General features: G+C 47.1%; 22 protein-coding genes. 17 read left to right on the top strand and 5 right to left on the bottom strand.

What is annotated here, in order from left to right; translation table 11 throughout:
- Positions 1-1008: a FecCD family ABC transporter permease gene (locus OGY01_RS06210; RefSeq protein WP_286492658.1), complete on the top strand. Its 1008-nt coding sequence runs from the start codon at positions 1-3 to the stop codon at positions 1006-1008.
- Between the two features lie 249 nt (positions 1009-1257).
- On the opposite strand, the gene OGY01_RS06205 is transcribed toward OGY01_RS06210, so the two are convergent.
- Together OGY01_RS06205 and OGY01_RS06200 are read right to left on the bottom strand one after the other, a co-directional pair.
- Positions 1258-1749 (bottom strand): hypothetical protein, encoded by a 492-nt coding sequence (locus OGY01_RS06205; protein ID WP_286492657.1) that lies wholly within the window; start codon positions 1747-1749, stop codon positions 1258-1260.
- Positions 1750-2559 (bottom strand): winged helix-turn-helix domain-containing protein, encoded by an 810-nt coding sequence (locus OGY01_RS06200; RefSeq protein WP_045443754.1) that lies wholly within the window; start codon positions 2557-2559, stop codon positions 1750-1752.
- 414 nt (positions 2560-2973) lie between these two features.
- Here OGY01_RS06200 and OGY01_RS06195 point away from each other — a divergent pair, with 414 nt between their 5' ends.
- From OGY01_RS06195 to OGY01_RS06180, 4 genes are read left to right on the top strand one after another with little or no spacing between them, the layout of a single operon-like run.
- On the top strand, positions 2974-3561 hold the full coding sequence (locus tag OGY01_RS06195) for a fimbrial protein (protein ID WP_045443757.1): 588 nt from the start codon (positions 2974-2976) through the stop codon (positions 3559-3561).
- Positions 3562-3614: 53 nt separating this feature from the next.
- The gene (locus tag OGY01_RS06190; RefSeq protein WP_045443760.1) at positions 3615-4310 is read left to right on the top strand and encodes a fimbrial biogenesis chaperone; all 696 of its coding nucleotides are present in this window, start codon (positions 3615-3617) and stop codon (positions 4308-4310) included.
- A 15-nt stretch (positions 4311-4325) separates the two neighbouring features.
- A complete protein-coding gene (locus OGY01_RS06185) occupies positions 4326-6818 on the top strand; it encodes a fimbria/pilus outer membrane usher protein (protein WP_286492655.1) in 2493 nt (830 codons plus the stop codon).
- Positions 6819-6832: 14 nt separating this feature from the next.
- Complete coding sequence (locus OGY01_RS06180; RefSeq protein ID WP_286492823.1) at positions 6833-7897, top strand: fimbrial protein; 1065 nt, start codon at positions 6833-6835, stop codon at positions 7895-7897.
- 91 nt (positions 7898-7988) lie between these two features.
- Here OGY01_RS06180 and OGY01_RS06175 read toward each other — a convergent pair whose 3' ends face one another.
- Positions 7989-8381 (bottom strand): hypothetical protein, encoded by a 393-nt coding sequence (locus OGY01_RS06175; RefSeq protein ID WP_286492653.1) that lies wholly within the window; start codon positions 8379-8381, stop codon positions 7989-7991.
- Between the two features lie 115 nt (positions 8382-8496).
- On the opposite strand from OGY01_RS06175, the gene hyaA reads away from it, so the two are divergent.
- From hyaA to cbdX, 9 genes are all read left to right on the top strand, one after another.
- Positions 8497-9618 carry a hydrogenase 1 small subunit gene (gene hyaA, locus OGY01_RS06170; RefSeq protein WP_045449661.1) on the top strand — a complete coding sequence of 374 codons (1122 nt, stop codon included), beginning with the start codon at positions 8497-8499 and terminating at the stop codon, positions 9616-9618.
- Positions 9615-11408, top strand: coding sequence for a Ni/Fe-hydrogenase large subunit (hyaB, locus tag OGY01_RS06165; RefSeq protein ID WP_225760992.1), 1794 nt, complete (start codon positions 9615-9617; stop codon positions 11406-11408). Before hyaA ends, hyaB begins: the two co-directional genes overlap by 4 nt.
- Positions 11409-11426: 18 nt before the next feature.
- The gene (hyaC, locus tag OGY01_RS06160) at positions 11427-12161 is read left to right on the top strand and encodes a Ni/Fe-hydrogenase b-type cytochrome subunit (protein WP_286492651.1); all 735 of its coding nucleotides are present in this window, start codon (positions 11427-11429) and stop codon (positions 12159-12161) included.
- On the top strand, positions 12158-12751 hold the full coding sequence (hyaD, locus tag OGY01_RS06155) for a hydrogenase 1 maturation protease (protein WP_286492650.1): 594 nt from the start codon (positions 12158-12160) through the stop codon (positions 12749-12751). Before hyaC ends, hyaD begins: the two co-directional genes overlap by 4 nt.
- A complete protein-coding gene (gene hyaE / locus OGY01_RS06150; protein ID WP_286492649.1) occupies positions 12745-13149 on the top strand; it encodes a hydrogenase-1 operon protein HyaE in 405 nt (134 codons plus the stop codon). The genes hyaD and hyaE overlap by 7 nt, the downstream gene beginning before the upstream one ends.
- Positions 13146-14003, top strand: coding sequence for a hydrogenase expression/formation protein (locus OGY01_RS06145; RefSeq protein WP_048221342.1), 858 nt, complete (start codon positions 13146-13148; stop codon positions 14001-14003). Before hyaE ends, OGY01_RS06145 begins: the two co-directional genes overlap by 4 nt.
- Positions 14004-14103: 100 nt before the next feature.
- Positions 14104-15648 carry a cytochrome bd-II oxidase subunit 1 gene (gene appC, locus OGY01_RS06140; protein ID WP_286492648.1) on the top strand — a complete coding sequence of 515 codons (1545 nt, stop codon included), beginning with the start codon at positions 14104-14106 and terminating at the stop codon, positions 15646-15648.
- 11 nt (positions 15649-15659) lie between these two features.
- The gene (appB, locus tag OGY01_RS06135) at positions 15660-16796 is read left to right on the top strand and encodes a cytochrome d ubiquinol oxidase subunit II (protein WP_286492647.1); all 1137 of its coding nucleotides are present in this window, start codon (positions 15660-15662) and stop codon (positions 16794-16796) included.
- A 12-nt stretch (positions 16797-16808) separates the two neighbouring features.
- Complete coding sequence (cbdX, locus tag OGY01_RS06130; RefSeq protein ID WP_286492646.1) at positions 16809-16898, top strand: cytochrome bd-II oxidase subunit CbdX; 90 nt, start codon at positions 16809-16811, stop codon at positions 16896-16898.
- 126 nt (positions 16899-17024) lie between these two features.
- Here the strand turns inward: cbdX and OGY01_RS06125 are convergent, their stop codons facing one another.
- Together OGY01_RS06125 and OGY01_RS06120 are read right to left on the bottom strand one after the other, a co-directional pair.
- Complete coding sequence (locus OGY01_RS06125; RefSeq protein ID WP_045443799.1) at positions 17025-17228, bottom strand: 2-hydroxymuconate tautomerase family protein; 204 nt, start codon at positions 17226-17228, stop codon at positions 17025-17027.
- Between the two features lie 103 nt (positions 17229-17331).
- Positions 17332-18522 carry an MFS transporter gene (locus OGY01_RS06120; RefSeq protein WP_045443802.1) on the bottom strand — a complete coding sequence of 397 codons (1191 nt, stop codon included), beginning with the start codon at positions 18520-18522 and terminating at the stop codon, positions 17332-17334.
- Between the two features lie 108 nt (positions 18523-18630).
- Between OGY01_RS06120 and OGY01_RS06115 the strand changes: the two genes are divergently transcribed.
- From OGY01_RS06115 to OGY01_RS06105, 3 genes are all read left to right on the top strand, one after another.
- Positions 18631-19503 (top strand): LysR substrate-binding domain-containing protein, encoded by an 873-nt coding sequence (locus OGY01_RS06115; RefSeq protein ID WP_045443805.1) that lies wholly within the window; start codon positions 18631-18633, stop codon positions 19501-19503.
- Between the two features lie 266 nt (positions 19504-19769).
- A complete protein-coding gene (locus OGY01_RS06110; RefSeq protein WP_045443808.1) occupies positions 19770-20300 on the top strand; it encodes a Csu type fimbrial protein in 531 nt (176 codons plus the stop codon).
- A 14-nt stretch (positions 20301-20314) separates the two neighbouring features.
- Positions 20315-21037 (top strand): fimbrial biogenesis chaperone, encoded by a 723-nt coding sequence (locus tag OGY01_RS06105; RefSeq protein WP_048221338.1) that lies wholly within the window; start codon positions 20315-20317, stop codon positions 21035-21037.
- Positions 21038-21073: the final 36 nt, after the last annotated feature.

Genomic DNA, 21073 nt, shown 5'->3' with positions numbered 1-21073 from the left:
ATGCTACGTTCCTCCGTCATCCGTGTTTTGATTCTGGTGCCAGCGTTACTGCTAGTGCTGTGTGTTGCCATTAAATTCGGCCCTGTCACCTTCTCACTTGATGAGGTGGTGAACGCCGTGATGGCGGGTTACTGGCATAGCGATACGGAAGGAACACTGCACCAGCGGATTCTATGGTCGCTGCGATTGCCCCGCGCCCTGCTGGCCACGCTGGCAGGCGCATCCCTGGCGCTGGCTGGAACCGTGCTTCAGTCGCTGACGCGCAACCCACTGGCTGATCCATGGGTGCTGGGTATTTCCTCCGGCGCTGGCGCTGGGGCGGTGCTGGTTATCGCGCTCGGTCTCAGTGTGGGCTGGGCGGCTGTCCCGGCAGGGGCATTTTGTGGTGCGGTGCTGGCCTTTGTGCTGGTGCTGTCGATGGCGGGAAAATCCCTTTCCGGTTCCTCCAGCCGCTTCATCCTGACAGGCGTGGCCGTCACGCAACTGCTGTCGGCGCTCACCTCGCTTATCACGCTCTGGAAGACCGACGCGGATACCACCCGTGGGGTAATGTTCTGGCTGCTGGGCAGTTTCGCTCAGGCAAGCTGGATGCAGGTGCTGTTGTGTGCGCTGGTGCTGCTGCCTGTCGGGCTATTCTGCTGGTGGCGCGCCGTGGAGCTGGATGTTATGACCTTCGGGAGCATTACCGCGCAATCCCTGGGTGTGGAAGTCGGCCAGATCAAACTGGTAATGTTCTGCCTGCTTACGCTGCTGACGGGGGTTGTCGTCGCCTGCTGTGGCGCTATCGGGTTCATCGGCCTGACCGTCCCGCATATCGCACGGATGCTTATCGGCCATCGGCATCGGACGCTGCTGCCTGCAGCCATACTGTCGGGGGCTATCTTCGCCGTACTGGCCGATACACTGGCACGCACGATACTTGCCCCACGTGAATTACCCGTGGGGATCTTAACCGCGCTTTTAGGCGTCCCTGTCTTCTTGTTCCTGATATCCAGAACGACCAAATAGCAATGTGGTGACCCTGTACTCGCTGACGCTATTCCAGCCGCAAGATCGGTGGCGTATCTAACACCTTTGAGTTTATAGTCAGAGAGTGGGCGCAGATGAAAAACGATAAAGAGTCATTTTCCCCAGCATCGGCATAAGGGATTAAATCTCTAAGGAAATCATTTAAACTTTGGTTAGCTAACTACAGCAACTCAAACAACTGCAATTATCCGTGATGGAAATCTCCGTATTGAAACGGCGAAATAAAATTCACGAATGCATATCAACGCAAACCATAACAGGTAGTACAAGTCCCTGGATAAGCCTCACCTGCCCCTTGATCTGAGAGACAGAGAAGAAGTTTGTACCTCCAAGTACCATTTCATTTAACATAACCTCTGGCGCTAAATCCTCTGGAGTTTTAGTCATTTTCACATCCGTTATATTAAAAATATTTGAACCAACGACTTTATCTACACTAACCTGATAATCTCTATTAATCAGATAACTTTCCCCCTTCTGAGTCATTATTCCTTTATGAATGATAGTAACAGCGCCAGAACTATTAAAGATAAAAAAAGATGTCACACGGATCTCTGCATCTTCACCAGATGAATCAGCTTTACGTACAACGACATCTGATTGACACCGAAAATCATCAAGATGATGTTCATCCCGGATAAAGTAATAAAAAATCACACAACCAGTGGCAATCAACATAATTATGACAAATATTATCTTTAACAACTTATCAGCCATCATCTAAGTTCCTGTCATGTTCCTGTAAGATATACAATTTTTATAGTCGTCGGCCTCTTTATTCCAATAGCATACACCTAAAAAAACAATTTCAATCTGGTGTTGTCCAAAGTTTGAATAGTAGACATCAGCACCGGGTAATTGACAATTGACATGCTCATCAACAATCATATTTCGTATCCTGTCCAGATAATGATTTACTGGCTCAACTTTGTTTTTCCCAACAAAATAAACTGCACATTCACTAATTTTACCGAGAAAATGTTGATGAATACCTTCTGAATACGGGTGCGGGTAATCGTCTTTTCGAATTAGTAGCAAAAATGTAGTTATCCCTATAAAAATACTGATAAAAAACACCCTCAACTTCCATACATGCTGTCGTGAAAATTGAGAACAAAAATGCCAACGGGTATTCATGAGGAAAATTTTATTGCGGGGTGTTTTTTCTGCCACCTGTTTTTGACTATCAGAAACTCTCAGTGTGTGATGATCAATATTCGCCTCAAGACAGAAACCCTTGCCTCGGATGGTCCTTATCAGCATGGGGTCACATCCGAGATAACGAAACGCTTTTCTTATTTCACTTACAGCTACATTCAGACTCACTGAAGAACCTGTGAATCCATGATCTTCCCACACTTTCTTTATCAAATCTTCACGTTCTACTACATGTCCATTATTAATGATTAATACGTATAATAATCTTGCACCTTGGTTAGATAAATGAATCGATGATTCTTCCTCACCATTAATCATAATAATTCCGCTATCGACTTCGTAAAGCATTGTAAGATCAATGAGGTACTTCATAAGTATCCTTACGAGCTAGTACATAAGAGAAATAATACCCACAAAATATTATGCGTCAAGTAAAGCCAACTAATTAACCGCAATGAAGTTATATATCCTGGTTAATTAAGAATTATTAAATGATTATTATGCATAGATATATCAGGCGTAGTAGATAGTAAAAATAATTCAGCCCAGAAAAGAAGATTATAATGTCGTTTATCGCCATTAATCAGTATAATGTTTTGATATGTGTCTTTTTGTTGCATGATACTCACGTTGAAGCAGAGTCGTTTCATCGACATACATATACCTCTGATGTTTCTGATTAGAAAATTTTAGTCACGTATTTAATTCAATGGTAAATCTGTGCGAAAGAATCAACTCCCCCGCTACATACCCATATTATTTGATATCAATCAAACGGAGTTTATTATGATTAAAAAGGTCATGATCGTATCTGCATTTGCAGCAGTTACCACTTCAGCAAGTACGATTGCTGCCGACGATACTGCTGGTGGCGTTATCAACTTTAGTGGTGCTATTACAGATACAACTTGTACAATTAATGGAGGTAAAAGTGCTGACTTTACTGTAGCGCTCTCTCCTATTACAATTACGGAAGCAGGAAATACTGTAGGCCTTATCAACAAAAATAAAAAGTCATTTTCAATGACATTCTCTGATTGTACACCAGCAGTTAGTACCTCAGGCATCCATTTTTTGAAAATTAATTTCTTTTCTGCTGATAATATTTCAACTGATGGGAAATATTTATTAAATAACTCCGTCAACGAAAACGACCCAAGCGTTGCACGTAATGTTGGCTTCTCACTTGTAGAGCCGGGTGCTACCGCACCAATTATTCTAAACCAACCATATACAACCTCGATTACAGAAGCCGCAAAATTATCTGACGAAGAGACACTCACTCTGGATGTTTACTACTATAAGACAAATACCACTGCCGCCACTGTGGGGGCATTAAGTTCGAACGTTACTTATACCATTTCATACCTGTAAGTCTCACCCATTCAGACTCTGCAAAAGCAGAGTCTGAATTAAAGGTTATAATCATGCTTAAAGCAACTTTACTGACTGTGTTTTTTCTAAGCATTAGCAATACACATGCTAATATAGTGATCAATGGCACGCGAATTCTTTATCCTGAAAAGAGTAAAGAAGTTATCGTTCAATTAATTAATAATGGCGATGCTCCTTCTTTAGTTCAATCATGGATTGATGATGGGAACATAAAATCAACCCCAGAAACTGCAAATGTTCCCTTTCTGCTTTCCCCCCCAGTAATAAAGGTTAACCCTAATAATGGTCAACATCTTCGCATCAAAAAGATACCGGCGAATCTGCCGACAGATCGTGAATCCGTTTTCTTTCTCAATGTACTGGATATTCCACCGACCCCTGAAAATTTACATGGTCAGAATACAATACAACTTGCTATCAAGACTCGTATCAAACTATTTTATCGCCCTGCCGCTTTAAATGGTTCTGTGGATAGTGCATTGTCCAGGCTAAAATTTATCGCAGAACATAAGCAGCTACGTATCATTAATGAAAGTCCTTTTAATATTACTATCGCTAATATTGAAAATATTCAAAAAGATAAATTACTGAATGAGCCGTTGATGATTTCGCCATTTGCACATGAAATCACCTTAACAACAAAAACTATCAACCCGGGTCAAAAATACTGGATTATGTATGTTGATGACCTGGGGGCATATAAACGCCACACTATCACCAGTCAGTGATAGGAATGTTTCATCATGCAAATTACGCAAAACAAGTTTTATCTATTGGTTATATGTCCGCTTCTATTTTCGTACAGATCGAGCGCCCTGACTTTCGATACTTCTATACTTGCTGGAGCATCTGGCAAGTCTGATCTTTCTCGCTTTTATGAAAATAATGAAATGCCAGTTGGTAAACATCCATTAAATATCTACGTAAATGGTAACTGGAAAGGCTGCTATGATGTCATATACGGAAAAGAACGAGATGATATCCGTCTCGGCTGGAAAGATTCACAACTACTAGGAATTAATACTCAAAATATCCCTACACCTGCAACTGAATCCGCTCAGGTGCAATTGCATGATTTGGTACAGGGAGGACGTATTGAAACGGATCCAGGTTCGTTAAGTGTAAAACTTACTGTTCCTCAGGCCGCGATAATTCGTACAGAAGAAGGCTATGTTGCCCCACAATTTTGGGATGAAGGTATCTCTGCAATAACACTTTCATACAACATGACCTACTACAACACGCAAACTAAAACACCCCCAAAAGTCAACAATGATGATTTCTACGCTGGTCTTAATTCCGGGGTTAATCTGCTCGGTTGGCAATTTCGTGATAACAGCACATGGAGTAAGCGCACCAGTAACGAAGGCCAGTGGGAAAATAATACCCGTTACTTTCGCAAACCCATTGCCGGACTGAAATCAAATCTGACTTTCGGTGATTTCTATACACCCGGAGATCTCTTTGACTCCCTTAGGATCCGAGGGTTTTCAATTAATTCTGAGATGAAAATGCGGCCTAATTCTCAACAAGGTTTTTCTCCAGTGATACATGGTATCGCACAGACAAACGCTCTCGTTAAAGTAATCCAAAGCGGCAATATCATTTACCAGGAGAATGTACCACCGGGCCAATTTTGCCTGGACAGTATTCAGCCAACAGGTTCCGCAGGAGATCTCCTGGTGGTCATTCGTGAAGCCGATGGGACAGAGCAATCTTTCACCGTGCCTTTTTCATCTGTGCCTGGCATGCTAAAAGCAGGGGTAACTCAATACGGTATTATCGCAGGGCAAGTTAACCAGACCACTATTGATACCACTCCCTCTTTTGTTCAGGGGACTTTCAGTTATGGCATCAATAACCTAATTACGGGTTACACCGGGGCGATCATTAGTGATAACTACCAGGCAAGTTTGTTCGGTTCTGGCTGGAACCTTCCTTTCGGCGCAGTTTCAATAGATGTTACCCACGCAAACACTAAGCTAGAGAATGCTACAAATAGTGGGCAAAGCTACAGGATATCCTACAGCAAATTTATCGATTCCACTGCCACAAACTTTACTGTGGCGGCTTATCATTATTCAACTAAAGGATATTATAGTTTCAACGATGCACTTTATTCACATGAGAGTTATCATCTTCTTAAAATAAGCCATGAAGACTATGCGGATAATATTTATAATGCAACAGATATGCCTTTTAATACTAAAGAGGCAACATACACTACACGTCCTAAAAATACATTTACGCTCAACTTAAACCAGAGTTTGACTGACTCATGGGGGACTATATTTTTATCGGGTACACAGAGCGATTACTGGGATTCAGGACAAAAAAAACTCGAATATCAAATGGGATATTCAAATTCGGTGGGAAAAACCAGCTATTCCATCTCTTCCAGCCGCGTAAGGGATATTCAAGGAAAAGAAGAAACACGTATGTATGCTTCATTAAGTTTGCCATTTTCATTATTTGAAGAGACAGCCTGGATAAGTTCCAGTGTTTCTGCCAGTGATACACATTATGAACAAAGCAACATTAGTATAAGCGGGACAGCAATGGCTTCTAACCGGTTAACTTATTCCCTGTCCGAAAGCCACTCAAATAATGGTGATAATATGGCGAGTCTTAATGCCACATACAGGTCCAACTATTCTACCCTGGGGACATCATACAGCAAATCAACGAATTTTCGGCAGTCAGGTATGAGCAGTCGAGGAAGCATTGTAGCGTTCCCATGGAGTATTCTCACCTCTAATGAAATAAGCAATACGATGACTATCGTAGAAGCACCTGCAGCCTCTGGGTTAATGATAAATGGTGATGAAAGCATCATTACAAACAATAAGGGCCTGGCACTTGTACCTTATGCTACACCTTATCGCAAAAATTCAATTACGTTAGCAGAAACAGACACCCATTCAGGAGCAGAAATAATAGGAAATATGGCAAATAGCGCACCATACGATGGTGCAATTAATTATCTATATTTTGAAACAGATAAGCGTCAAACATGGGAACTTCACGCAACACGGTCTGATGCTTCTCCCCTACCTTTCGGTACTGAAGTCTTTAATGAAGAGAATATCTCTGTTGGTTATGTCGGCCAGGCAAGCATGCTTTATTTGCGTGCAGAACATCCACCAAAACGCCTGAGAGTCAGGATGCGTGATAGTTACTGTGACATAACATATCCCGTATTCAGTTTGAATTCACCTACTGCTATTTGTAAATAAAAACAGGATCAATAATAATGAAGTGGCTCCTTCTCATGTTGTTCGCTTTTGTCAGCAGCACTAGCTACGCAACCTGCTCCGGTAATGGTATAAGCTATGCCGCCCCCATAAATGTCGATTTATCAGACAAACTAAGCACGGCTACGCCAGAATGGACGGGGAGGTTCACTACTCAGTATGCTGGCACTTTTAACTGTACAACATATAATAGTGATTTTGCGTATACTCCGATACTCTCAAATAACATAAAATACGCAACCATTCTTGGATTCAATAATAATAAACACATGATACTTGCAGAAATAACGAGTACTCATTCAACAGTTACTTTGAAATCGAATGGATTGCACTCTGCTTCAGAGTTGAATACCCGTTTCAACGTACGATTTTCGCTGGTAAACCAGGGAGGAATGGCTATCACAGGAGAAACAGTGAAACTTTATGATGTTTTGTTTGTGAGTGATCTTAGTGGATTGTCCTTTTCAGAAATCATATTATGGCCATTAAATCAGGTACAAAAAATATTCACATGGCTATTCAACGGTTTCAGGTGGCCATATGATACGCGCGACATGTTTGGTCAACCCATGATAATTAAATACTCACCGAAACAAACTACTTGTTCATTTATTAATGCTGGGTTGACGGTCAGTCTCCCTACCCTGGGAGTAAACCAGATTAACTCTTCAAACCAGCCCGGATTAACACCTTTTATATTGAATATGCGATGTCAGGATATAAGCATAGCTGGCACTTCAGACCGGGCAATCGAAATGTTTTTGTCAAGCAATACGTTACACTCCTCTGATAATTCAGTACTCGTGGACAACAGCGCATCTGGAATAAAAGGCATTGGATTGCGTTTGACTCTACAGAGTAAACCGCAAACACCAGTTATGATTTCCACCTCAAACACCAGCAGGGGTATGGCAACGCTGCTTTATAATGTTACGGCTGGACACTCTATAAGCGATAATTTTTCAATTCCAATGACAGTATACTATTACGCATGGGATAAAGAAAACATTACCCAGGGTAAAATAAATACATCCGCCACATTAAATATTATCTATCCATAAAATGAACATTCTAAATTTTATGATAATATTTTTTTAAACTTACTAAAAATAATAACGAAAACATCTCATCACTGAGCGATAACAGGTGGTATCAGTAATATTTTCCTGAAAACTGCATATCAGGTAAAAAGGAGAAGCGCATCCACACATAGAAAAAGTGGAGCGCTACATTGGACCTTGTGTACAAACGTCGTATTACAGTTTTAAAAATCCACGCACTTGCGTGGATTTCTTTGAGACTTGCCAGCCCATCTCCGCTATTACCACTTATCGCTTTTGCCCCGATGGATCCGGTTATGTTTTCTACGGTTAGCTTGTTTGCACCACTTTCATGACCGCAAAGTAGAAAACAGGCACGAATATATCGCAATAAGATATAACCACACCCATTGCATTGTTTCTTACCGCTGATCGGATACTCTTTTTTCACATTATCTCTGGCGGCGTTTGCCAGTACAGGATGGAGTGCAATCGCGCTGCACATGTGGTGTGCAATGCGATAATTTTCCTTGTCAGTAGAACGTCGGCGGGTTCGCAAATGCACCGTATGCCACTGGTGGAGTGCGGTGCAGAAAGGAGAAGAAACGCGCGTTATGAATATGAATAACGAGGAGACTTTTTATCAAGCCATGCGTCGTAAGGGAGTAAGCCGACGCAGTTTTCTCAAATATTGTAGCCTTGCAGCCACATCGCTGGGTCTCGGTGCCGGAATGACGCCGAAAATAGCCTGGGCACTGGAGAATAAACCCAGAATTCCGGTTGTCTGGATCCATGGCCTGGAATGTACCTGCTGCACCGAATCGTTTATCCGCTCCTCTCACCCTCTCGCCAAAGATGTCATCCTCTCACTGATTTCCCTCGATTATGACGACACCCTGATGGCCGCCGCCGGTACGCAGGCCGAAGAGGTATTTGATGACATCCTCAACCGCTACCACGGCAGATATATATTGGCAGTAGAAGGTAACCCTCCTCTGGGTGAGCAAGGCATGTTCTGCATCAGCGGCGGACGCCCATTTATCGAGAAATTAAAGAGAGCCGCGGCGGGAGCCAGCGCGATTATCGCCTGGGGAACCTGCGCGTCCTGGGGCTGCGTTCAGGCGGCCCGGCCTAATCCAACCCAGGCGACACCTATCGATAAAGTGATCACCGACAAACCGATCGTCAAGGTCCCCGGTTGCCCCCCCATCCCGGATGTCATGAGCGCCATCATTACTTATATGGTGACCTTTGATCGTCTGCCTGACCTGGATCGTCTGGGACGCCCACTCATGTTTTATGGCCAGCGCATTCACGACAAATGTTACCGCCGCGCGCATTTTGATGCCGGTGAGTTCGTCGAGAGTTGGGATGATGACGCCGCCCGTAAAGGATACTGCCTGTACAAAATGGGCTGTAAAGGGCCAACCACCTATAACGCCTGTTCTACCACCCGCTGGAATGGTGGTGTCTCCTTCCCGATCCAGTCTGGTCACGGTTGTCTGGGATGTTCAGAGAACGGTTTCTGGGATCGCGGTTCGTTCTATAGCCGTGTGGTCGATATTCCACAGATGGGTACTCACTCTACCGCCGATACCGTGGGTCTCACCGCCCTCGGTGTCGTAGCCGCAAGTGTGGGCGTGCATGCTGTCGCCAGCGCCGTGAATCAACACAACCGACATAAACAGCAATTAGCAGAAGCCGGACAACAGCAGTCAGACAAAGAGGACAAACAGGCATGAGTAACCAGTATCAAACCCAGGGATATACAGTAAATAATGCCGGTCGTCGTCTGGTTGTAGACCCAATTACCCGTATCGAAGGACACATGCGATGCGAGGTAAACATTGATGAGCAAAACATCATTACTAATGCAGTTTCCTGCGGCACCATGTTTCGGGGCCTGGAGATTATTCTTCAGGGACGCGACCCGCGTGACGCCTGGGCGTTTGTCGAACGTATTTGCGGAGTATGTACCGGCGTACATGCGCTTGCATCGGTCTATGCCATTGAAGATGCCATTGGCATCAAAGTGCCCGATAACGCCAACATCATTCGTAACATCATGCTGGCCACACTGTGGTGCCATGACCACCTGGTGCACTTTTATCAGTTAGCCGGAATGGACTGGATTGACGTCCTGAACGCCCTGAAAGCCGATCCGCGCGCAACATCACAACTGGCACAGAGTCTCTCTTCGTGGCCGATGTCATCACCTGGCTACTTCTTTGACGTACAAAACCGTCTGAAGAAATTTGTCGAAGGTGGTCAGTTGGGGATCTTCCGTAACGGTTATTGGGGACACCCTCAGTACAAACTGTCGCCGGAGGCCAACCTGATGGGTTTTGCCCACTATCTGGAAGCCCTCGATTTTCAGCGCGAGATTATCAAAATCCATACCGTGTTTGGCGGTAAGAATCCCCATCCTAACTGGATTGTCGGCGGCATGCCATGCGCTATCAACATCGATCAGAGCGGCGCGGTAGGCGCTGTCGATATGGAACGTCTCAACCTGGTTCAGTCGATCATCACCCGCACAGCCGACTTCATCAACAATGTGATGGTCCCTGACGCACTGGCCATCGGCCAGTTCAATAAGGCGTGGAGTCAAATTGGTACCGGACTGTCTGATAAATGCGTATTGAGCTACGGCGCTTTCCCGGACATCGCTAACGACTTCAGCCAGAAGAGTCTGCTGATGCCTGGTGGCGCTGTCATTAATGGCGATTTTAAAAACGTGATGCCAGTAGATCTGGCCGATCAGCAACAGATTCAGGAATTCGTAGATCACGCCTGGTATCGTTACCCTGACGATCAACTGGGCCGCCATCCGTTCGAAGGTATCACAGAGCCCTGGTATAACCCGGGCGACGTCAAAGGCAGTGATATTCATATCCAGCAACTCAACGAGCAAGAACGCTACTCCTGGATCAAAGCGCCTCGCTGGCGTGGCCACGCCATGGAAGTTGGACCGTTAGCGCGCACGCTGATTGCCTACCACAAAGGAGATGCCGCCACGATTGAATCAGTAGATCGAATGATGTCCGCGCTCAACCTGCCATTATCGGGTATTCAGTCAACGCTGGGTCGCATCCTGTGTCGCGCACATGAAGCACAGTGGGCCGTGAGTAAACTGCAATACTTCTTCGACAAACTGATGACCAACCTGAAAAACGGCAATCTGGCTACTGCCAATACCGATAAGTGGGAACCTGCAAGTTGGCCGCAACACTGTCGCGGTATCGGTTTTACCGAAGCGCCTCGCGGAGCATTAGGGCACTGGGCGTCGATTCGCGATCATAAGATCGATCTGTATCAGTGTGTGGTTCCGACAACCTGGAATGCCAGTCCGCGCGACCCCAAAGGACAAATTGGTGCCTACGAAGCGGCATTGATGGGAACCCGGATGGCAATCCCGGATCAACCACTGGAGATCCTGCGAACTTTGCACAGTTTCGATCCCTGTCTGGCTTGTTCAACCCACGTACTCGGCGACGACGGCAGCGAACTCATCTCAGTCCAGGTACGCTAAGCGTTAAGGAAAGGAACGATGACTGGAACGACACCCAAACGCGTCGGGGAGGCGCGTGACACCGCCGTCAGCCACTATGTGTTCGAAGCACCTGTGCGCTTGTGGCACTGGCTTACGGTGGGCTGCATGTTGGTTTTGATGGTGACGGGATACTTTATTGGCCGCCCTTTACCCTCCGTCAGTGGTGAGGCCACCTATCTGTTCTATATGGGAGACATTCGGTTGGTGCATTTCGCTGCCGCGATGCTGTTCACGGTGATACTGCTGGGGCGCATCTACTGGGCCTTCGTGGGTAACCGTTATTCACGAGAACTGTTTGTGGTACCGGTCTGGCGCCGCAGTTGGTGGCTGGGGGCATTTTCGGTGGTGCGCTGGTATCTGTTTCTGGAAAAAAAACCGGGGGATGATATCGGACATAACCCTGTCGCACAGGCAGCGATGTTCGGTTACTTCCTGTTATCGGTTTTTATGATCCTCACCGGTTTTGCCCTATACAGCGAGCATAGCCAGTACGCCATCTTTACCCCCTTCCACTATGTGACGGCATTTTTCTACTGGGCTGGTGGTAACTCTATCGACATTCACAGCTGGCACCGGTTAGGAATGTGGCTCATTGCTGCCTTCATCACCGGACATGTGTATATGGCAATCCGCGAGGACATCATGTCTGACGATACCGTCATCTCAACCATGATCAACGGCTACCGTAGCCACAAATTTCCCCGACGTCAGCACGACAAGGAGGCGTCATGAGTGAGCCAAACGTCATTGTGATGGGCCTGGGCAACTTGTTGTGGGCAGACGAAGGATTTGGCATTCGTGTCGCTGAACGCCTGTACGCCCATTACCACTGGCCGGAATACGTGGAGATCGTTGACGGTGGCACTCAGGGATTGAACCTTCTGGGTTACGTTGAGAGTGCCAGCCATTTGTTGCTGCTTGACGCCATCGACTACGGGCTCGCACCAGGCACCCTGCAAACCTACGCCGGTGAAAAAGTTCCCAGTTACCTCAGCGCAAAAAAGATGAGCCTGCACCAGAACAGCTTTTCCGAGGTGCTTGCCCTGGCTGATATTCGCGGTCATCTGCCCTCGCACATTGCTTTGGTCGGGCTGCAACCGGCACAACTGGACGAATATGGTGGGAGTCTGACCGACATCGCGCGCGCTCAGCTACTGGCTGCGGAGCAAGCCTCACTTAGGCAACTGGCTGCATGGGGCATTGTGCCAGAAGCAAACGAAGAAGCGCGTTGCCTTAACTATGAATGCCTGTCGATGGAAAACTATGAAGGTATACGCATCCGCCAGTACCGGATGACGCTGGAGGAACAAAAGAAGTGTTGAATGACAACCCGTTTTCTGCGCTATGGCAACGGATGCTGGCCCGTGGCTGGCAGCCGCTGAACGCGTCTGAACTGGACACCTGGATAGAACGTGTTAGTTATGGCGTCGTACTGCTCAGTAGCGATCCCCGCCGCACACCGGAAGTCAGCGATAACCCGGTGATGATGGCCGAATTACTCCGTGAGTTTCCCCTGTTTGACTGGCACATAGCCATGGCTGACCTGGAACAAAGTGAAGCAATTGGCGATCGTTTCGGCGTATTTCGTTTCCCTGCCACCCTGGTGTTTACCCGCGGGGAACTACGCGGCATCCTCAGCGGCATCCACCCATGGGCCGATCTGCTTTCCCTGATGCGCCCACTGGTTGAAGAACACGTTCCTGCGGAGTCAGAAAAATGAGCGATTCTTTTTTCCATCTGCTGGGGCCGGGGACACAACCAGACGATGACAGTTTTACTATGAATCCATTGCCTCTCACCTGCCAGGTAAACAGCGCCCCCAGCATGGCGGCGCTGGAAAGCTGCCAGCATAGCCCGACGGTGATGGCATTGTTAGCCGAACTGCGCAAACAACTCACCCGGCGCATCCCTGCCAAAGAGGAAGTCCTCGGGTGGGATTTATCCGCACTAAATGCAGACGATCTCACGTTTCTCAATACATTGCTGGGTGAAGGAGAAGTTTCAGCACGTATTCAGCATGCAGACGGCAGCGAGAGCGAGATCCAGGAGTCAATTTTCTGTGGTATCTGGCGGATACGTCGCCAGTCCAGCAATCAGCAATGGGAAGAGCGACTGGAAGCGGGTAGCGCCCCTCTGGTGCTGTGGCAGGCGGCAACACTGAATACATTGCCGGACGATACCCTGCTGCCACCGCCAGTCGACGGGTTGATGAACGGCCTGACGCTGGCCCAGGAATTACTGGCACACGTTCGCAACCCGGCAACGCAACCCCACAGTATCAATCTCACCCAACTCCCGATTAGCGACGCTGACCGTCTGTTCCTCACACGCTTATGCGGCCAGGGCCACATCCAGATCCGCACTGTTGGTTACGGTGAAAGCCAAATCGATGCCACGGCATTACGCCATGTCTGGCATGTCCGCTGTCTGGATACTCTCAAGGGGATCCTGCTCGATAGTTACGAAATCTGTCCGTTGCCTGAACTGGTGCAGGCCGCGCCGGAAGATCTGCTCGACTCACTCCAGCGCCTGAACGAAGTCTGCGGCTGGCTGGAAGGACCTCCACATTTTTAAGGTCCGTTACCTGGGCCAGTTGCATTTTCTGTTGCTGGTCTGACGCAGTTTGTCTTTCCCATTATTTCCATTCATCTGATTATTGCCTACAGGAGTTCGCATGTGGGATGTCATTGACTTATCGCGCTGGCAATTTGCTCTGACCGCGCTTTATCATTTCCTGTTTGTCCCCCTGACACTGGGGTTGATCTTTTTACTGGCCATCATGGAAACCCTCTACGTGGTGACGGGCAAAACAATCTACCGCGATATGACGCGTTTCTGGGGTAAGTTATTCGGCATTAACTTTGCTTTGGGAGTGGCGACCGGCCTGACCATGGAGTTTCAGTTCGGCACTAACTGGTCACTCTATTCCAACTATGTGGGCGATATTTTCGGTGCCCCGCTGGCGATGGAGGCCCTGCTGGCCTTCTTTCTTGAATCCACTTTCGTGGGATTGTTCTTTTTCGGCTGGCATCGCTTAACCAAATATCAGCACCTGCTGGTGACCTGGCTGGTCGCGTTTGGCTCCAATATCTCGGCGCTGTGGATCCTCAATGCCAACGGCTGGATGCAATACCCGACAGGCGCGCACTTCAATATAGATACACTCCGCATGGAGATGAGCAGCTTTAGCGATCTGGTCTTCAACCCCGTCAGCCAGGTGAAATTTGTGCATACCGTGATGTCCGGTTATGTAACTGGCGCTATGTTTGTTATGTCTATCAGCGCCTGGTATCTGTTGCGTGGTCGCAATCGCGAGTTTGCCCTTCGCTCCTTCGCGGTTAGCTCAGTATTCGGCACACTGGCTATCCTCGGCGCTCTGCAACTGGGTGACAGCTCTGCCTATGAGGTTGCCCGGCTCCAGCCGGTAAAACTGGCAGCAATGGAAGGCGAGTGGCAAACCGAACCTGCGCCTGCCCCATTTCATGTGATCGCCTGGCCACAACAGGAACAAGAGCGTAATGCCTTTGCCGTGAAGATACCTGCACTGCTTGGCATTCTGGCTACCCACTCGTTAGATACGCCGGTTCCAGGGTTGAAGAATCTGATGGCGGAGACGTTACCCCGATTGCAACGTGGCCGGGTTGCGTGGCTGCTGATGCAGAAAATTGCCAATGGGGACCGCACACCTCAGGTGCTCAGCGCTTTCCACCGCGTAGAAAATGATTTGGGTTACGGCATCCTGCTGGCGAATTTTGCCCCCAACATGAACAATGTCACACCAGATCAATATCAGGCGGCGCAACGCGGCGCAATACCGCAGGTAGCACCTGTATTCTGGAGTTTTCGCATCATGGTGGGATGCGGCTCCGCTCTGCTGCTGGTAATGGCGATTGCACTGATACAGACCTTACGCATGCGCATCGACCAACATCGCTGGGTGCTGCGTATGACGCTCTGGAGCCTGCCGTTACCGTGGATCGCCATTGAAGCAGGCTGGTTTATGACCGAGTTTGGCCGACAACCGTGGGCGATTCAGGACATTCTACCGACCTGGTACGCTCATTCAGCCCTGACCGCAGGTCAACTGGCCTTCTCTATGGGACTGATCCTTACGCTTTACACCCTGTTTTTAATTGCTGAAGTCTATCTGATGCAGAAGTACGCACGTCTTGGGCCGAGTGCGATGCAGAATCAACAACCGATGCAACAACAGGGATAAAGGAGACAATCATGTTGGATTATGAAACGTTACGGCTCATTTGGTGGCTGCTGATAGGCATCATTCTGGTAGCATTTATGGTCACTGACGGATTTGATATGGGAGTGGGATGCCTGTTACCACTGATCGCACGTAACGATGACGAACGTCGGGTGTTGATCAATAGCGTCGGTGCGCACTGGGAAGGTAACCAGGTGTGGCTCATTCTGGCAGGCGGTGCATTATTCGCCGCCTGGCCACGTGTCTATGCCGCCGCGTTTTCGGGGTTTTACGTAGCGATGATTCTGGTGCTGTGTGCTCTCTTCTTTCGTCCGTTGGCCTTTGACTATCGCGGTAAGATTGTTAATAGTCGCTGGCGCGCCTTGTGGGACACCGGATTGGTTATAGGGAGTCTGGTGCCCCCTGTTATCTTCGGCGTTGCGTTCGGCAATCTGTTCCTCGGGGTTCCATTTGCCTTTACGTCGCAGCTTCATGTGGAATACTTTGGCTCCTTCTGGCAGTTACTCTCGCCCTTTGCTCTGCTGTGCGGCGCATTAAGTCTGATGCTGGTGATCCTGCAAGGGAGCGTGTGGTTGCAGCTGAAGACCGATGGCATTATTCGCCAACGGGCGCTGTCTGCCACCAGCCGCAGCGCAATGCTGGTAGTGCTCTGTTTCCTGTTAGCCGGATACTGGCTATGGGCGGGTATTAATGGCTTTGTACTGCTCAGCCAAAATGCTAATGGCCCTTCCAACCCACTGCTAAAGGCCGTGACGATATTACCTGGTGCCTGGATGAATAACTTCATGCATACGCCGCTTCTGCTGATTATTCCGCTGCTTGGCATGCTTTTTCCGATGCTCACACTCTATGCCTGCACCCACCGTCGGATTGTCTGGGGATTCCTGTTTTCTTCACTGACCCAGGCCAGTGTGATCTTCACTGCCGGAATAACTCTGTTTCCGTTTGTGATGCCATCAAGCACGCACCCACTTTCCAGTCTGACGGTGTGGGATAGCACCTCCAGTCAAATGACGCTCAGTATTATGCTGATTATTGTGTTGATTTTTCTGCCGATCGTCCTGCTCTACACCTTGTGGAGTTATTACAAGATGTTGGGGCGAATTAATTCAGAAACTCTCCGCCGCCACCATCATGAACTTTACTAGGAGGTCTGTATCATGTGGTATTTATTTTGGTCCGTCAGCATTGTGCTGATGTGCTCGTTGTCTACGCTGGCCCTGGTATGGCTTGAATCTCGTCAGAAATAGATTTTAACCGGAGGGAGTGATACGCAACCTCCGGTTTATTTTATTGGTAATTGCAAAATATCCATTGTTAAGTCATGTGTAACATCAGAAGTGAAGAGTTTGCGCTCCTCACTACCAGCCAACATGTTACTTACTGATTTTACGGAGTTCTGTCACGGGCACGCCGCCAATACCCCAGTTATCTGTGTCAACCTCATCAATAACGACAATAGTTGTACTTGGATTTTTATTGAGCACATCGACCAACAATTGGGTAACCCCTTCCATCAACATTTTCTTTTGTTTATCTGTAGCACCTTCTTTCGTGATCTTTATATTTACGTAAGGCATGTTAACTCCTGTGAATTATATAAGTAACTATAACCAATTTCGGCTACATTATTTAATAGCGAACACCAACATGGCAATGCTATTTATTAGCAAACACTCTGTTTCATTTTTTACTAAAACTATCTAAGCATTTAACTTTTTCGTGCTGGAAATAGCTAATTCCTGCTGCGGCAAATAATGAACCTGCGCCCAAAAGAATCGATAGCGTCATCCCATTTTTGCTGGCCTGAAGCGCACTCACCATTAACGGTCCGGCGACTTGCCCGATGCCGTAGGTAAGCGTAACCAGCCCCAGCATGTTTATCTTACCTGGTGCTTTAATCTTTTTCGCCAGTGGCATGACCAGGGAACTTGTTCCCATAAATGTTGCACCAAAGCCAATACAACTTAAGGTCAATAGCCAGGGAGAATTTATGAATGATGCCAATACGACACAACTCGCCTGCATAATTAAGTTAACAGTCAGGCAAGGCAAGATATTCCACTGACGGGCAGCCCATAACCAACCGTAACACCCGGGGATAACCGCAAGACCAACAATCGACCATATATGATTTGCCAGAAAGTCATTTCCCATCCCTTGCGCCATTAACGGTAAATATGTAGCCACAATGATGTAACCAAAACCGGCCAGTCCATACAATAGTGCCAAATTCCACCATTGAATATCAGGCACTGACGTAGCGATCATTTTTTCGGGTGCGATAATGTTTTTATTTTTTGGTAGCAAAATAATCAATACTACGAATAACATTGCAGATATAAACGCAGCACCTGACCATAAAAATTTTGAGTTTGCCGCGTAAGCAACACCGGCAATAACATATTCGTTACCAATAAAAATGCCTGCTCCGACACCGGCAAACAAGGAGGCGATGACAAAGGGATTGTGGGTATGCTGCAGGATAAGCATTGATCCAAATATCATCATGCCCGCACTCGCCACTCCAGCCATAAATCTGATGCATAAAACGATCTCAGGCGACGTCACAATGGCCATGAAATAAATAAGTATTCCGGTGGCGAGCGCAGCTGCCAGTAACATTCCCCTGAGATGATTCGCCCCGTTAAATATACCGAACGAGAAAAGAAGGCTTCCGACCAGGTATCCCGCATAGTTTGCGCTGGCAATCAGTGACAACTGCGAAAATGTGAAAATACCCTCATGCAGCATGACCGGAAGCATAGGTGTATATAAAAAACGCCCTATTCCCATTCCTAATGTTAGTACGATCATGCCGAATACAGCTGTACTCACTTGACGATGACCAGCAACGCTGTGCTCAAGATCCATTTTTTGGACTCAATATGCTAACCAAACTTAATTGTTATCTTACGTGATAAAATGATAATAAAAAGTTAATATAAATGACAAATGCGTTCACTTTGAGTGATAGTCCCTATGAACAGTACCTCCCTTAACTTGTTTAAAACCGTCGCTGAAACAGGCTCGATATCAGCAGCAGCCCGCAATCTCCACTGCGTTTCCTCCAATGTTACAACCCGTCTTAAGCAGCTGGAGTCAAGCCTTGATGTCTCGTTGTTTATACGTGAGAAAAACCGTCTCCATATCACACCTGAGGGTGAGCTTCTTCTGCGATATGCCAACAAAATTCTGGCACTTTTAGATGAAGCGGAGCTGTCCATGCAGGGGACAAAAGCGGCAGGTCCTTTACGCATAGGCGCAATGGAAACCACAGCAGCCGTACGTCTCCCATCCTTACTGGCAAATTTTCACCGGGAAATGCCTTCCGTTGAGCTGAATTTAAAGACGTCTTCAACAGAAGTGCTGGTACAACAGATCCTCAATAGCGAGCTGGATATTGCTTTCGTTGCTGACCACCATGGCTTACATGCTGAGAATTCGAGGCTGCAATCGCAGGTTTTATGTCAGGAAACGCTTGTACTGGTGACCGCAGCAGAGCACCAGGACGTTACTACAGGATCTGACCTTAAGGTGACAAGGCCACTGGTCTTTGTGAAGGGGTGTAATTATCGCGCCAGATTAGGGCAATGGCTGCGACTGCAGAATGTAGATTATGCTGACCCTCTGGAGTTTGGCTCATTTCAGGCTATTCTCGGCTGCGTTAGCGCTGGGATGGGAATTGCACTTTTGCCGGAGAGCATCGTCAGGCAGTATGAAGGCAATTTCCCAATACGTTGGCACAGCATTACGCCAGAGATTGGTAATGTAAACACTGTGATGATCTGGTTGAAAAACCGGGAAGTCAGCCGCGTACTTAATTGCTTCGTATCATTTGTTGCAACGGCTTAATTTATAGATAAAAACCAGGGAATCCGTGAATATAAACACCTCAGACAATGCCTTGTCTGAGGTCCACGGTAGTATATAAAGAGCTTCAATATACTCACGCATTGGTATTATTTTTTTGTCGACCTCATCACCTTTTTCCTAAGTAAAATTCATTAGCTGAACTGGCACAAGACTAATACTTATCCTAGGGTTTAATCATGGCTTCCTGTATCACATTATTGCTTTTTTAAAGCAAAAAATGTGGTTATTTGAAAAAGGTAAAGAATATGGCTCCAGTCATAAGCGCACGCTTAATTCTTTTTTGCACCGCCTTTTCCATTCCTTCAGCAGCAAATGCCGCGACCGCGAATGGCACATTTCAGGTGCTTATGACTATTCAAAAGGCCTGTACCGTCACTACCGGTTCATCTTCAAATATTACTCTTGGGCCAGTTAATACCACTGCGACAAATACCAGCGCCAGTAACACAATTTCCATTAACTGCTCCAAAACTACCCCTTATTTTATTGGTCTGTCACCTTCAGCAGGCAATGGCGGTAATACAACAGGTGCAGGTGCTATGTCCTCTGTTGCTAACGCAGCGACGAACTCAGATAAAGTGCCTTATCAGTTGAATCAAACATCAGCAACTGGCCCGGTCTGGGGGAATACTGCAACCACAACGTCTGTGGGAAATGGTGTTGCCTCAATCGGAACCGGACAGGGGCAAAACTTCACCGTTTATGCCACAGCACCAAGCGCCAACTTCACTCCTGACGACTATGCCGACACCGTAACGGTTAACGTTAACTATTAACCTCAGGAAGACAAATGATATTTAAACTGCCTCTTCAGCAGTGCGCCTGCACGTGCCTGCTAGGGTTAGCTATGAGCATAAACACCGCCACGGCAAGCGGACTTCAGATAGCACCTGTTACGTTAACGCTGCAGGCAACGCAAAACGCCGATGGGATCTGGTTAAGCAACGCGGGTGATAGCGTGCTCAATGCCCAGGTCCGGGTTTTTCGCTGGAGTCAGAGCGCTTACGGCGACAGGTTATCCCCCTCCCAGGGACTTGTTATAAGTCCACCGATGCTGGCATTAGCACCGGGTGAACGTCAGTTGATTCGCGTTATTCGCACCGCTCCGCCATCAACCCAGGCAGAAGATGCTTACCGGTTATCCATCGATGAATTACCGCCCACAAAATTACAAAAAAATAAGCTGCAATTTGTCCTGCATTATTCCGTGCCCGTTTTTATTCAGCCAGCCACACAGGCTGAAACCGAAGCAAAACTTCAATGGAAGTTACAACTACTGGATGGCAAAAAATTCCTTGAAGTCAGTAATCAGGGAAACGGACATGCACAATTATCTGCTGCAACTTTTATTAATCATAACGGTACCAAAAAAGTCATTACGTCAGGACTGCTAGGTTATGTTCTTCCAGGCTCAACTATGCGGTGGATATTATCCCCGTCCGCCAGTGATACCCATAATGGCGGTAAAGTTGAAGTAACAGTAAATGGCCAAAAAACAGTACAAGATCTCTGACTGGTCATGCTTTCTGCTGAAATTTTGCTTACTCAA

It is taken from the genome of Citrobacter sp. Cm038, from assembly GCF_030333105.1.
Lineage (GTDB): Bacteria > Pseudomonadota > Gammaproteobacteria > Enterobacterales > Enterobacteriaceae > Citrobacter > Citrobacter murliniae.
Note: the sequence above shows the minus strand (reverse complement) of the source record. Positions and strands in the feature narration are given on the sequence as shown.

Bases quoted from the DNA above. Each gene is read 5' to 3' on its own strand.
- OGY01_RS06210 (WP_286492658.1), top strand. From the start codon at position 1: ATGCTACGTTCCTCCGTCATCCGTGTTTTGATTCTGGTGCCAGCGTTA.
- OGY01_RS06205 (WP_286492657.1), bottom strand. From the start codon at position 1,749: ATGATGGCTGATAAGTTGTTAAAGATAATATTTGTCATAATTATGTTG.
- OGY01_RS06200 (WP_045443754.1), bottom strand. From the start codon at position 2,559: ATGAAGTACCTCATTGATCTTACAATGCTTTACGAAGTCGATAGCGGA.
- OGY01_RS06195 (WP_045443757.1), top strand. From the start codon at position 2,974: ATGATTAAAAAGGTCATGATCGTATCTGCATTTGCAGCAGTTACCACT.
- OGY01_RS06190 (WP_045443760.1), top strand. From the start codon at position 3,615: ATGCTTAAAGCAACTTTACTGACTGTGTTTTTTCTAAGCATTAGCAAT.
- OGY01_RS06185 (WP_286492655.1), top strand. From the start codon at position 4,326: ATGCAAATTACGCAAAACAAGTTTTATCTATTGGTTATATGTCCGCTT.
- OGY01_RS06175 (WP_286492653.1), bottom strand. From the start codon at position 8,381: ATGTGCAGCGCGATTGCACTCCATCCTGTACTGGCAAACGCCGCCAGA.
- hyaA (WP_045449661.1), top strand. From the start codon at position 8,497: ATGAATAACGAGGAGACTTTTTATCAAGCCATGCGTCGTAAGGGAGTA.
- hyaB (WP_225760992.1), top strand. From the start codon at position 9,615: ATGAGTAACCAGTATCAAACCCAGGGATATACAGTAAATAATGCCGGT.
- hyaC (WP_286492651.1), top strand. From the start codon at position 11,427: ATGACTGGAACGACACCCAAACGCGTCGGGGAGGCGCGTGACACCGCC.
- hyaD (WP_286492650.1), top strand. From the start codon at position 12,158: ATGAGTGAGCCAAACGTCATTGTGATGGGCCTGGGCAACTTGTTGTGG.
- OGY01_RS06145 (WP_048221342.1), top strand. From the start codon at position 13,146: ATGAGCGATTCTTTTTTCCATCTGCTGGGGCCGGGGACACAACCAGAC.
- appC (WP_286492648.1), top strand. From the start codon at position 14,104: ATGTGGGATGTCATTGACTTATCGCGCTGGCAATTTGCTCTGACCGCG.
- appB (WP_286492647.1), top strand. From the start codon at position 15,660: ATGTTGGATTATGAAACGTTACGGCTCATTTGGTGGCTGCTGATAGGC.
- cbdX (WP_286492646.1), top strand. From the start codon at position 16,809: ATGTGGTATTTATTTTGGTCCGTCAGCATTGTGCTGATGTGCTCGTTG.
- OGY01_RS06125 (WP_045443799.1), bottom strand. From the start codon at position 17,228: ATGCCTTACGTAAATATAAAGATCACGAAAGAAGGTGCTACAGATAAA.
- OGY01_RS06120 (WP_045443802.1), bottom strand. From the start codon at position 18,522: ATGGATCTTGAGCACAGCGTTGCTGGTCATCGTCAAGTGAGTACAGCT.
- OGY01_RS06115 (WP_045443805.1), top strand. From the start codon at position 18,631: ATGAACAGTACCTCCCTTAACTTGTTTAAAACCGTCGCTGAAACAGGC.
- OGY01_RS06110 (WP_045443808.1), top strand. From the start codon at position 19,770: ATGGCTCCAGTCATAAGCGCACGCTTAATTCTTTTTTGCACCGCCTTT.
- OGY01_RS06105 (WP_048221338.1), top strand. From the start codon at position 20,315: ATGATATTTAAACTGCCTCTTCAGCAGTGCGCCTGCACGTGCCTGCTA.